Annotated in this window: 13 protein-coding genes; 3 read left to right on the forward strand and 10 right to left on the reverse strand. The window is 43.6% G+C overall.

Annotation, left to right across the window (positions count from 1 at the left end; all coding sequences use genetic code 11):
* Positions 1-110: 110 nt before the first annotated feature.
* The 6 genes from AB1K83_RS02185 to AB1K83_RS02210 all read right to left on the reverse strand — a co-directional run bounded on the left by AB1K83_RS02185 (position 111) and on the right by AB1K83_RS02210 (position 6,700).
* Entirely contained in the window at positions 111-1,004 is an 894-nt protein-coding gene (locus tag AB1K83_RS02185; RefSeq protein ID WP_413056507.1) for a LysR family transcriptional regulator, read from the reverse strand.
* Complete coding sequence (locus tag AB1K83_RS02190; RefSeq protein ID WP_413056508.1) at positions 991-2,481, reverse strand: MDR family MFS transporter; 1,491 nt, start codon at positions 2,479-2,481, stop codon at positions 991-993. The genes AB1K83_RS02185 and AB1K83_RS02190 overlap by 14 nt, the downstream gene beginning before the upstream one ends.
* A gap of 275 nt (positions 2,482-2,756) precedes the next feature.
* Entirely contained in the window at positions 2,757-3,200 is a 444-nt protein-coding gene (cbpB, locus tag AB1K83_RS02195) for a cyclic-di-AMP-binding protein CbpB (RefSeq protein WP_413056509.1), read from the reverse strand.
* A gap of 125 nt (positions 3,201-3,325) precedes the next feature.
* Positions 3,326-3,562, reverse strand: coding sequence for a hypothetical protein (locus AB1K83_RS02200; RefSeq protein WP_413056510.1), 237 nt, complete (start codon positions 3,560-3,562; stop codon positions 3,326-3,328).
* A 69-nt stretch (positions 3,563-3,631) separates the two neighbouring features.
* A complete protein-coding gene (fadH, locus tag AB1K83_RS02205) occupies positions 3,632-4,390 on the reverse strand; it encodes a 2,4-dienoyl-CoA reductase (protein WP_413056511.1) in 759 nt (252 codons plus the stop codon).
* Between the two features lie 252 nt (positions 4,391-4,642).
* A complete protein-coding gene (locus AB1K83_RS02210; RefSeq protein WP_413056512.1) occupies positions 4,643-6,700 on the reverse strand; it encodes a putative bifunctional diguanylate cyclase/phosphodiesterase in 2,058 nt (685 codons plus the stop codon).
* A 271-nt stretch (positions 6,701-6,971) separates the two neighbouring features.
* Here AB1K83_RS02210 and AB1K83_RS02215 point away from each other — a divergent pair, with 271 nt between their 5' ends.
* Complete coding sequence (locus AB1K83_RS02215) at positions 6,972-7,436, forward strand: YkyB family protein (RefSeq protein WP_413056513.1); 465 nt, start codon at positions 6,972-6,974, stop codon at positions 7,434-7,436.
* Positions 7,437-7,474: 38 nt separating this feature from the next.
* Here the strand turns inward: AB1K83_RS02215 and AB1K83_RS02220 are convergent, their stop codons facing one another.
* Positions 7,475-8,344: an NAD(P)-dependent oxidoreductase gene (locus tag AB1K83_RS02220; RefSeq protein WP_413056514.1), complete on the reverse strand. Its 870-nt coding sequence runs from the start codon at positions 8,342-8,344 to the stop codon at positions 7,475-7,477.
* A gap of 278 nt (positions 8,345-8,622) precedes the next feature.
* Complete coding sequence (locus tag AB1K83_RS02225; protein ID WP_413056515.1) at positions 8,623-8,784, reverse strand: aspartyl-phosphate phosphatase Spo0E family protein; 162 nt, start codon at positions 8,782-8,784, stop codon at positions 8,623-8,625.
* Between the two features lie 215 nt (positions 8,785-8,999).
* Here AB1K83_RS02225 and AB1K83_RS02230 point away from each other — a divergent pair, with 215 nt between their 5' ends.
* The gene (locus tag AB1K83_RS02230; RefSeq protein WP_413056516.1) at positions 9,000-9,188 is read left to right on the forward strand and encodes a YkvS family protein; all 189 of its coding nucleotides are present in this window, start codon (positions 9,000-9,002) and stop codon (positions 9,186-9,188) included.
* Positions 9,189-9,235: 47 nt separating this feature from the next.
* Positions 9,236-9,904: a hypothetical protein gene (locus tag AB1K83_RS02235; RefSeq protein WP_413056517.1), complete on the forward strand. Its 669-nt coding sequence runs from the start codon at positions 9,236-9,238 to the stop codon at positions 9,902-9,904.
* 150 nt (positions 9,905-10,054) lie between these two features.
* Here AB1K83_RS02235 and AB1K83_RS02240 read toward each other — a convergent pair whose 3' ends face one another.
* The gene (locus AB1K83_RS02240) at positions 10,055-10,495 is read right to left on the reverse strand and encodes a MarR family winged helix-turn-helix transcriptional regulator (RefSeq protein ID WP_413056518.1); all 441 of its coding nucleotides are present in this window, start codon (positions 10,493-10,495) and stop codon (positions 10,055-10,057) included.
* Between the two features lie 100 nt (positions 10,496-10,595).
* Positions 10,596-12,023 carry an ATP-binding protein gene (locus AB1K83_RS02245; RefSeq protein ID WP_413056519.1) on the reverse strand — a complete coding sequence of 476 codons (1,428 nt, stop codon included), beginning with the start codon at positions 12,021-12,023 and terminating at the stop codon, positions 10,596-10,598.
* Positions 12,024-12,055 lie beyond the last annotated feature (32 nt).

The following is a 12,055-nucleotide window of genomic DNA, read 5'->3' on the forward strand; positions in this document are numbered from 1 at the left end:
ATAAACCCCTCCGTTACGAAACATTACGCCTTGACGTAACATTAACTAGGTGAAAATCCTTTTTCTTCATAAATTAGTACGTTATCGGGGCGATAAAGTTCCTAGCTCTCTTAATATTCATAATCCCTTTGCATTTTTTCCGCATGCTTTTGGACGATTTGGGAAAACGCCTCCACTTGCTTCAAGGAAAACGTCGACTCATAGCCGATCATCCATGTATCACGAGTCAATTCAAATTCTTCTTCATTATTGAGTAATGGCACTTTATTCACCACTTCGTCACCGGTCAAGGTAATGGATGGCAAAATGGCATACCCGATCCCGTTCAATGCAAGCTGCTTGCATGTTTCGATTTGGTCGACGGTGATCTGACGTACCGGATATTGATTGAAATGATGTTGCCACCAGCGACGGATTTCCATATGATAGTTCGAATCGCTTTTGAATTGGATAAAAGGACGGTCCGTATCTTTCAACTCATCCAGGGACTTTATTTCCCGATCCACCAGATAGAGACGATCGCGGAACAAATAGGTCTTCCGGCTTTTCCAATCGACTTGACCGCGTACGATTCCGACATGGGCCTCCCCTTCGTAGAGAGCCTTGACAATTTCCGAACTCCAGCCGGTCATCAGGGAAATTTTAGCGTCGGGGTATTGTTTCACATAATCCTTGAGCACTTGAGGAAGCCACGCTTGGCAGACGATGGAAGCGCAAGCGATTTTTAGCGTTCCATGCACTTTATCAGCCATGGAAGCGATCAGTTCGACAGTTTCCTCTCGCTTGCCGATCGCTTCCTTAGCATATTGGATGACCAATTCCCCTGCTGGCGTCGGTTCCAGACCTTTTTGGGAACGAATGAAAAGCAACGTCCCCCACTCCTTCTCAATGGATTGCAGCCGTTGGGACAATGCGGGCTGCGATAAAAACAGGCGTTCCGCCGCTTTCCGCATATTTCCCTCCTCTGCGAGCGCTTTAATGATTTCCAATTCAGTTGTCGTCATGCTGTAACCCCTTTCCGCGCGGTATTCCAAAAATCAGCAGTAGGCTCAAGACGGCAAATAAGGCCACCCCTATGTAAACCCACTGCAAGGATATGTCGAGTGTCGCTTGCAATGAAAGGACATCGCTCGTCGGAATCGCTTTCCTGCTGTCTTCGGTCAATAACAAATTAATATCATTTACATCGAAATCCGTCTGTTGCTTCTTAAATTGGTAGAGGAGCGAACTGTTTAAAATAGCTCCGAAAATGGCGGCACCGACAGTATTTCCCAAATTGCGCATGAACATATTTGCAGCAGTTGCTGAGCCCCGCTGTTCCCGGACAACAGACCCTTGGATTGTGACAATGAAAGAGGTGCTTGTCAGTCCCATTCCAATGCCGACAAAAAAACTGGAACAGGCAGCCCACCATGGACTTGAATCCGCATTCATCAAGACAAATAAAACCGTCCCCAAAACGAGGGACAAGCCCCCGACGAACGAAACACGAAAGGTCCCGAAACGGATGAGAAGATGGCCTGCGACAGACGAAGCGATCGGCCATCCGATGGACATGGCAGTCAATGTAAAGCCTGCGATAATCGCCGGTTGTTCCATAACTCCCGTGACAAACGTCGGCAAATAAGAGGAAATCCCAATTAAGATGACGCCTGTCGTCAAGGACACCAGATTGGCGTATAAAATAACCGGGTTTTTCCAGATCGAAAATGGCATCATCGGCTCTTCTGCTGAGCGTTCCACGCGGACAAAGATGGCAAATAACATGACCGCAATCCCGATCAGGGCAAAACTATAGATCGATTGTCGGCTGAAGGAATTTCCACCCTCCACGAGCCAGAACAAAATGGCGGATAGCCCTAGCGTTAATAGGATAGCCCCTTTGTAATCCACAGAGACCTTTTTTTCTCGCACCGGTTCATGGAGGAATAAATAAATCCCCAAAATGGCAAGCAGACCAAGCGGCACATTAACCCAAAAAACAAACTTCCAATTCAGATACTGCACAAGCATTCCGCCAATGACCGGGCCCGAAACAGCGGAAATTCCCCAGACGCTTGATAAATACCCTTGGATTTTCGCCCGTTCCTCTGTCGTATAAATATCCCCAACGATAGTCGTTGCAATGGGCATGACTGCCCCCGCGCCGAACCCTTGAAGAAGACGAAAGCCGATCAATTGCTCCATCGTACCGGCAAATCCACAAAGGATCGAGCCGATTAAAAAAATTGCCATCCCAATAAAGAAAATAGGCTTCCGACCGAATAAATCGGCCAGTTTCCCATAAATGAGCACTGTGACGGTACTCATTAGCAAATAAGCGGAAAAAATCCAACTATATCTTGAAAAACCGCCCAAATCAGCCGCAATTGAAGGCATCGCCGTCGTTACAATCGTCGCTTCCACCGCACCGACAAACATGGCCAACATGACCGAAACCAGAACGAATGGCCGATTCGTCCGTTTATTATGTACTGCCATCTCGATCGCTCCTTCCGAACAGAATTCAGTTACACTATGATGAGAATCCTCCTGACACTAAGAACCTTATCCTTAGTTAGAGAAAAATATAAAAAAGAAAAAGGCTCCCTCCCCGGAGCCCTTCCTCTTATGTTGTCCACTATTGTTCTCACCTGTGAGTGAGCCGGGACTCCCTTCTGGATAATGATAACGATTGAGCGTCCCCCAACGTAAACGTTATCATCACTGATGAGAATTTGTGCATTTCCGCCATTCCATACGATTCTTCCAAACAATTATTGTGGAACAGAATAGATATATTTTTTAAACTTTTTCAGCATAACGCGTCGTGTCAATATTCCTGCAAAAGTACCGTCCTCTTCCGTCACACATAAAAAAGTATGATTGATCAGAAGGTCTAGACCCTTTTGGAATCGATCGGTCGTTAGAATCGAAGGTATGTCGGTTTGCATAATTTCGTCGACTTTTAATTCGGACAATCGTTCATATTCGATGCGTTCCAGTCCTAAGATAGAGTCGGTGATCATGCCAATGCCAAGCAGTCCTTTCAGATGATATTTCGCATCCAGAACAGGGATGGCTGAATATCCTGTTTTTGTCAGGACAAGAAGGGCGTGTTCTGCATTATTTCCGACCTGGACATGTGCAACTTTCTCAGATGAAATGATATAGTCCGAAACGGGCATAAAAAGAAAATCCCTGTTGTTTACAGAAATCATGTAAATCGGCTCCTTCTCTAGCTGTGCTAAGCTTACTCAAACTTCATTTCTATCATACCACAAGTAGAGCCGCCAAACCTTCTTTTCAAACAAAAACCTCTTCTAATTTGAAGAGGTTCTGCCATCTAAAAAGAAGAGGTGAATGCATAATAGAAAATGACAATACCGATGAAAATGGTCACAACCAAAATGACCCAGATGATCGGATTCAAACCGAATGGATGCTCCTCGATCGCTTCCGGAATCGAACTGTCATGTCCTTTCACAACAGGATCGACACTCTGCCACTTGCGAACCGCTCGGATCGTAATCATCGTTATGATCAAAACGACAATTGCCATAGGAATAGACCAAATGTCCATACGACATCCTCCTTTACGGAAAGGATGCACCTATTTCAAAAAAATAACCGTGCAAAATTGTGCCATATGTTAAAACGGAAATTGATTGAGCCATTGTCCTCCGTCCAAAGTTACGATTTCCCCATTCATATAAGCTGCTTTATCGGACATAATAAAAGAAGCCAATTCGGCAATCTCTTCGGGCTGCCCGAGTCTTCCAAGTGGAACGGAGGCAAGTGTCCGCTTCGCCGCTTCTTCCGACTCCCATAGCTTTTCGGCTCCTCCCGTCCGGTCAATCGGGCCCGGGGCAATGCCGTTCACACGGATTCCATAGCGATGTCCCCATTCGACTGCCAACGTCCGGGTCATGGACATGACGCCCGCTTTGGCAGCTGCGGAATGGATGACACCGGCTCCCGCTCCCCAAGCATACGTAACCAACATATTTAGTATGGCGCCTTTTTGCTGTTTCTCGATCCAATACTTTCCAACGGCACTCGTGCAATAGAACGTGCCATTCAACACGATATCAATGACGGTTTTCCATCCATTCGGGCTTAAATCCTCTGCGCGAACAATGAAATTTCCAGCGGCATTATTCACCAAACCATCAATTCGTCCGAACTTTTCATCCGCAAAAGCGACCATGGCCTGGACAGATTCAATATCCCGCACATCCATTTGAAAAACATGCGCCCGTTCCCCGATTTCTTGTTGCGCCGCTTTTAGTCTATCCAAATCCCTGCCTGTAATGATAACTTGGCATCCGTCATCTGCAAATTTTTTCGCCATATATTTCCCCATTCCATTCGAACCGCCCGTCACAATCATTACTTTTTCATCCGACATACAAATTCCCCCTTTTTACTTATGAATGAATACTCATTCATCATTGTATCATGTAAGTAATTGTTTGACGAGAGGAAACAAGATGTATTTTTCAATCTCTTCAAAATCTTCCTATTTTAATAGTGAGTATAAGCAGCCAAATTGCGGTACAAGAAGTATGAGCGCTGTATAAGAATTATTGAGTGATCCACTGAAGTTTGAACACAAAGAATAAAAAAACGAATGACCTCAATTGCAAGTCATTCGTTTCTTTTATTTTGTTGGGGAAAAGTATTTTTCCACAATCACTTCCGCCGGCACCGCCTTGCTATAGAGGAAACCCTGTGCTTTATAACAATTTGCCTCCAACAGGATTTGGGCTTGTAATTCCTTTTCGACACCTTCCGCAATAACATCCATGCCGAGATTATGGGCTAGATTTATAATTGTTCGCGCAATAGCGGCATTCTTGACATCCGTTTCAATATCTTTAATGAAAGATCGGTCAATCTTAATAATGTCAATCGGGTATTGTTTCAAATAACTGAGGGACGAATAGCCGGTGCCGAAATCATCCACTGCGATGGTCACACCAATTTTCTTTAATTCTTGGAGCGTAGTGATCGTCTCATCCATGTCAGTCAAAGAACTCTCGGTGATCTCTACTTCCAATGAAGAAGGAGCAATACCGTGATGGATGATTTTTTCTTTCACTTTATCTATAAACGTTTCCATCCGGAACTGCTGCGGTGAAATATTAACTGCTATTCGCACAAAGCGGAATTTCTTATTTTGCCATTCTTTCAATTGGTCGCAGACTTTATCCAACACCCAATCGCCAATCTCGTGAATCAATCCCGATTCCTCCAAGATTGGGATGAACTGCCCCGGCGACACAAAACCGAATTTCCGATTATTCCATCGTAGCAATGCTTCAAAACTGCTGATTTGGCCCGTTCGCAAGTCGACTTGCGGTTGGTAATGGATTGAAAGTTCGTCTAATTCAATCGCTCTGCGCAAATGAGATTCCATTAGTGCTTCATCCGGGAATGAAGAATTCATTCGATCCTGGTAAAATCGATAATGGGAACGGCCTCGCTTCTTGACAAACCGTAACGCTTGCTCCGATTTCCTCAATATATCTTCAAGTGTCTTTCCATCTTCCGGGTAAACGGAAATGCCCAAAGACGCCGAGATAAAGTATTCCTGATGATTGTAATAGAACGGTTTTGCAAAATCACCCAAAATCAGCTGAGCCAGTTTTTCGGTTTTAGGTGTGGTATGGTTTGGCAAAGTCATTAGGAATTCATCACCGCCTTTGCGGTATAACTTTGCGCCAACCGGGCAAATCTTCTTCAATCGGTCAGCCACGATCTTCAAGATTTCATCTGCTCCGTTATGCCCCAACGATTCATTGATCAATTTGAACCGATCTAGTCCAAGATGGAGAAACGCTAAACTTTCTCCCGTCTTTTGCGAATAGATGGTATCCTCGACAAAATGTGATTTCATCGCATTCCCATTCCAAAGGCCTGTCAATTGGTCATGATTAGAGAGGAAAAACAGTTTTTCGTTATTTTCATGATGCAAGGACGTATCTCGCACAATCAGATGGATTTCAGTCACATAGCCATCCATTAATATCGGGATTGCTTTAACATATGTCGGTATGAAATGACCGTTCTTATGAAAAAATGAAACATCTTCAAAATCAACGGTTTCCCCATCCAAAACCCGGGCGATCACCTGTTTGAATTCACTCACTTTTTCTTCTTCAAATAAGTTTACTATAGATCGTCCTGACAATTCTTTCATTCGATATCCGTAAACATCAAAGACCGCCTGATTGGCATAAAGAATCGTATGATCTCGTCCAATTGTGTAAATCGGATCTAAATTCCGGTCAATAAATGACATATATTTATTTTCCAGCTCGGTTTGACGTTCTCGTTCCGATGCAATATCCTGTCGTTCATTCATTTCTAAATAAATCACTTCTTTGCCGCATTCCAATGTTACAACTTGGAAAAAGAGCTCGAATAACGTCGATACTCCTTCGCACTCCCACTCGATTTCCGCTTTATTATGACCTTGAGCAAGTAATTTTCGTAGTTTCAATTTGATCGGCTTCCAGAGTACCCCAAAAAATTCAGATGCAGAAACAGCACCTGCCGTGTTTACAAAGTATTGTTGAGCTAATTGATTACCGTATAGTACTTCAAACTCATTCCGATCATTCTCTCCAATTAACGTCACCATGTGGAAAGGGCTATCGAATAAGGTGGATGATAGTATTTTGTCATAAGTATGCTTAACATCAATATATCCCATGGGCGCCTCCGTCCTACCATACAAATTCAATACAGAATATCAGGAAATTCTCCCTATTTAATTCTAGTATACTATCATCTATAACGTAAATATAGCAGTTTCTTAACTTTTCCTGTCGAAAGATTTACACTTGTTCGCCTTTTTGTTACAATAGACTGAGGTTTAGACGAATAGTATAATTAAGGACGCCTTGGCGTCAAACAGATTTATATTCATCACCACCAATAGAAGTGGGAGGATGCCTCTGAATAAAGATAAAGGGAGGATTCATTTGAAGCGTAACCAATCTGTTCGGCAATTGGCAATTGCCATTTATGTTGTCAATCGACATGCAAAAACGGCTCCCGATAATCGCCAACTCTATGCGCTTAAAAAGAAAGCGCTCGAAAAATTGATCAGCGAGGGATTCGCCGAAAAGATCGGTCTGCATTTTGTCGATAACCCAAAACAAAGCAAGCAACATTCCACGGTACTCGTCCAGTGCCAAGATTTCCTCTTCCACACTGTCCCTGAAAAAGAAGACTTCCTATCTCTGCCTCATCTAGGCCAACAAGACCGGAATACCCGCAATCCGCAAGAGCGAATGAGCTTAAACCAGGCGCGTGAGCTCTTGACCAACTTCCTCGGCTTGCAACCAGAGAGGGAACAAAAGTTAAAACGTCCCATCCCAAAACGAAATGTTCGCCCTGTGAATCAGACAAAGGGCTTCCGTTCTTCCTATTTAGACGGCAACTAAAAATGTCGATCCGCCCTCTTACAGGCGAATCGACATTTTCATTGTCCTTCATATCGCTTATATAGCACTTGAGTTCCTTTTTCTCCATATCCTTGCTTAATTAATTCACTATACATTTCTCTAGCCATTTGAAGTCCCGGTAAATCCAAATTGAGCAACTCGGCTTCTTGTAATGCAATATCCATATCTTTCAAAAAATGTTTGACATAAAACCCTGGGGCGAAGTCTTCTTCAAGCATACGGGGAGCAAGATTGGTCAATGACCAAGAACCGGCTGCCCCAGAAGTGATGGAAGTCAATACAACTCCCGGGTCGAGTCCTGCCTTTTGCGCATAGGCAATCGCTTCACAAACGCCGATCATATTCGTTGCAATGGCAATCTGATTGGCCATTTTTGTATGCTGGCCCGCGCCAGGCCCTCCTTGATAAATAATCTGTTCTCCAAAGACGGATAGAATCGGCAATATGTTTTCAAACACTTGCTTATCCCCTCCGCACATTATGGATAAAGTACCGTTCCGGGCTCCGATATCTCCACCCGAGACCGGTGCATCGATCGAGGATATGCCCTTCTCCTCTGCAGCCGTTGCAATCTGTTTGGCCAATGAAGGGCTTGACGTGGTCATGTCAACCACTATCTGTCCCTTGCGGCCGGATGATAAGATTCCTTCTTCCCCAAAATAGATTTCTTCAACGTCCTTCGGCATGCCAACCATCGTAAAGATGAAATCCGAATCCACAACAGCTGCTCCGACCGAGTCCGCCCATGTGGCCCCTTCCTTCACTAAGGGCTCAGCCTTGCTTTTTGTTCGGGTAAACATCACGACTTCGTACCCGGCTTGCAGCAAATGTCTCACAATGCTGGCCCCCATGACACCTGCGCCAATAAAAGCAATCCGTTTCTTCATCTTCTTTCTCCCCCTTCCCAAATATATACTTCTATCGTAACAAAATAACTGTCATTTACCACCATGAGCCAATATACGACAAAAAAGAGGACGGATCCTCAAAGAGGAGTCCGTCCACAAAAGGGGGAAATGAGAATGTTGCTGTGTTCAATTATAATGTCCCCGTTTTTTTCGCTTTCTAAACATTTTTTGCAACATTTTTTTTAGAAATCAGTTTTTTCTCGCTTTATCCATTTAATCCACTGCGTTATATCAAGCGTTTTAACAGGTAGCTCTATCTATTTACAATTTGTTTCTTTTTGGTTGATGGATTTATTAATCAATTCATCTAACCTCCGACTTAGCTCAATCGTCTCACTGGATGTCCTCCCCAGCCGCTCAACAGATTCAATCAACTTACTCCTAACCTGCTCAATTTCTTCATCTAAACTGCAATTCAAGCTTAATTCCTCCGACCTTTCTAAATAATGACTGATTTCCTAATTATACACCTACCCTAGAAGCGTTACAAAGAAACATTTCGTGAATATATCGAAAATTAAAAAGTCCTCAATAACTTGTTATAAAGAAAACCCTTTACCTTCACTCTAATTTAAGGCAAACTAGAGAAGTAAACTCGAAACCGCCTATGGTGGATGTAAAGGAGATGCGATCTATGAATATTGCGGAAGTGGGAAATATTATAGAATTTAAAGATGGGTTGCAAGGTATTGTGGAAAAGGTGAATGAGAACTCGGTCATTGTGGACCTCACATATATGGAAAATTTTGATGAGCTCGAAATGGAAGAGAAAACGGTCGTCAACCATAAGCGTTATAAAATCATTCACGGAAATGAGAAATGAAACTTTCATGTCAACCTATCGTCCAATTGTGTAAGGAGGGAATTTCTATGAAAAGTAAATGGAAATTACTTTCCGTTTCACTTGCAACAGCTCTTCTTCTAGCAGCATGTGGAACGGAGGCCGGCAACGAAAATCCGGCCGGAGAAAAGGAAGAACCTGCTGGAGTGGTGGAAGAAACCAATAATGGCGCACCTGCAGAAGAAACGGTGACGGATGAGAGTGAACCTGCTGAAAGCGGACAAGAGACTGCAGAGGAACCATCCGATGAGCAAGCAAACGGGTTGACCGATGCTGTCCGGACGGAGAGCGATGAACAGGATTTTGCCATCTCGGTCCTGCCAGGCTATAGTTTAACAAGCGAAGAGCCTGGGAAAGACAGTTTGATGGTTGATGATGATAGTGCGATCTTCATGCGAATTGAAACAATGTCCGCTTCCGAGGTAACTGTCGATGAATTTCTTGAAAACACGAGAGAACTTGTCAGCGCTGCAACAGACGTACAAACTCCAGAGGAAGTAACGGATGAGGTTAAACTGCCGCAAGGCGATGGAATTAAAGATGCTGTAGCCTATTCAGCCCAAACAGATTCTGTGACAGTGACGAGCACAGTTTTTGAGCGAGATGGCCAATTGATCCGGCTCACGGTATTCGACTCCCCGGATGAAAAACATTTCGAAAACTTCTTAAGAATGGGAGAAACCATTCAAAAGAAATAAACATAATCGAAAAGGCGGCATGGATACCTCTATCCATGCCGCTTTTTGGCGCAAAAGCCGTGCTGCTAAACGCTGCGCAAATTAGCGCAAAAATGTGCTGCCAAACGCTGCGCTTTTTGGCGCAAAAGCCGTTCTTCGTGACGGCTTTCTCTACGATAAATTTTTAACGGATAGTCCAAGCTTCCGTAGAACGTGGATGGCGGTTTCTTGTTCATCCGTCGAAAGCCCTGACATGATCGACATAATATTCTCCGCATGTTCGGGAAAAATCGATTCGATTAAGTCCACTCCACTTTTTGTAATAGACATATAGGTAATACGTTTATCTTCTTTACAAAATATGCGTTCCAGTAAACCCTTTTTCTCCAATTTATCTACTACGTACGTCATGGACCCACTGCGCAATAAGATTTTCTGTCCAATTTTCTGGATTGGCTGCCTACCTCGGTGATGCAATAATTCGAGCACCGCAAATTCCGTCGGATTCAATCCATGTTTTTCGATCGTTTTATTTGCCTCTTCAGACACGACTTTACTTGCTCTCGACAGTACAACGTAGAGCTTTAAGGCGCGTTCTATTTCAGTTGTCATTGTTCGTACCACCTTTTTCCGTTCAAAGAGATTCGTCCCAATTATAACGGCTTGCTGCGCCCCCTGTCAAAAAGCTTAGCAAAAAGGTGGTACAATTGAATTAAGAAACAACTTTGTGGGCACGAGCCACTTCAATCGGCATTTTTTCATGGGCGGAAGGAAGGTATAGTGAAATGGTAGTTCCGGAATTGATCTCACTCTGGACCGTAATTTCACCACCGTGGCTTTCCACGGTTTTTAAGACGAACGGCAGGCCAAGGCCGGTCCCTTCTGGCTTCGATGAAACAAATGGCATAAACATCTGCTTGATCTGTTTCATGCTCATTCCTTCTCCCGTATCTGTTATCGATAAGACAACCCGATTCTTCTCGTCAAGGTCTATGCTGACCGTCACGATTCCTCGGTTTGAAATGGCCTCAAACGCATTTTTCAACAAATTGAGGATTGCCTGTTTGAGCTTAGCCGCATCACCGATGACGAGGGAGTCAGTCAAGGATGTCTCTTTTTGAATGATGGTGATCCCTTCCATGAGCGCTTTCGGCTGTACGACCTGAATCATGTCATTGACCAGGACTTCCAGCGAAAAGATGGTTTGTTTGCTAGTTGCCGGCTTGGATAATAATAGCATTTCGCTTAAAATCGATTCCATCCTTTCAATCTCGCCATCGATGACCGATAAATACTTCAAGGAATCTTCCGGTGTCGCAATGCGTAATAACTGAATGAATCCCTTCAAAGCCGTCATCGGATTTCGGATTTCATGTGCAATACTGGCGGCAAGTTCCCCGACTGTCGAAAGGGAGTCGGAATGTGCCAATTTCTCTTCCAGATGAATTAACTCCGTCTGGTCATAGATTCTAATTAAAAATTGTTCTGTATCCAAATTATAAAAAGAGGTAATATGATAATGGCGGGCATCACCTTGTGATCGTTCGAATCGTTTCCACATTTCAGCGCATCCATACGTTCTTACTTTTTGTATATAATGCCGGATGGATTCCGGTTGCTCTGAAAATAGCAAAAATAGGACATCCATCGGCCTTCCAGTAAAATAATCCTTCGGCAAATTGACGAATTCCATAGTTTTATCATTCACTTGAAGGATTGTGCCCTCGTTATCCGCAATGATCATGAAGCACTTGGCATGTCGGAAAGCATGTAAATATGATTTTTCGGATAGATCATGTTTATCAGGCACTTCACAAATCATAATCGCCTGCTGTTTATCTAAGATAGGCATGAACTTTACTTTCACCGTTGTATGATCGCCATTTTTCAACTTCATACTCATGTCGGTTTCTAAGGGAGCGCTTTGAGTGGTTTGAGAATCAAATGAAGTCCACTGCATCTCATTTGGTTCGGCGAGAATTGTTGTCAACATTTTTCCCTGCTCGCTGTCAAACTGTTCGCGAAATGCGTCGTTTACATGTAAAAAAAGACCATCCATATCTAGAATAGCACTCGGGCTGAGCGAATTGTCAATTAAGAATGAGAGATGTGTATCAACGTTTTCCTTATTATCTTTCAAGCGTATTCCTCCTAACCTTTAAAAGAAAGTAT

This window comes from Sporosarcina sp. 179-K 3D1 HS (assembly GCF_047228905.1).
Lineage (GTDB): Bacteria > Bacillota > Bacilli > Bacillales_A > Planococcaceae > Sporosarcina.

Bases quoted from the DNA above. Each gene is read 5' to 3' on its own strand.
- fadH (WP_413056511.1), bottom strand. From the start codon at position 4,390: ATGTCGGATGAAAAAGTAATGATTGTGACGGGCGGTTCGAATGGAATG.
- AB1K83_RS02190 (WP_413056508.1), bottom strand. From the start codon at position 2,481: ATGGCAGTACATAATAAACGGACGAATCGGCCATTCGTTCTGGTTTCG.
- cbpB (WP_413056509.1), bottom strand. From the start codon at position 3,200: ATGATTTCTGTAAACAACAGGGATTTTCTTTTTATGCCCGTTTCGGAC.
- AB1K83_RS02235 (WP_413056517.1), top strand. From the start codon at position 9,236: ATGAAAAGTAAATGGAAATTACTTTCCGTTTCACTTGCAACAGCTCTT.
- AB1K83_RS02240 (WP_413056518.1), bottom strand. From the start codon at position 10,495: ATGACAACTGAAATAGAACGCGCCTTAAAGCTCTACGTTGTACTGTCG.
- AB1K83_RS02185 (WP_413056507.1), bottom strand. From the start codon at position 1,004: ATGACGACAACTGAATTGGAAATCATTAAAGCGCTCGCAGAGGAGGGA.
- AB1K83_RS02200 (WP_413056510.1), bottom strand. From the start codon at position 3,562: ATGGACATTTGGTCTATTCCTATGGCAATTGTCGTTTTGATCATAACG.
- AB1K83_RS02230 (WP_413056516.1), top strand. From the start codon at position 9,000: ATGAATATTGCGGAAGTGGGAAATATTATAGAATTTAAAGATGGGTTG.
- AB1K83_RS02220 (WP_413056514.1), bottom strand. From the start codon at position 8,344: ATGAAGAAACGGATTGCTTTTATTGGCGCAGGTGTCATGGGGGCCAGC.
- AB1K83_RS02210 (WP_413056512.1), bottom strand. From the start codon at position 6,700: ATGGGATATATTGATGTTAAGCATACTTATGACAAAATACTATCATCC.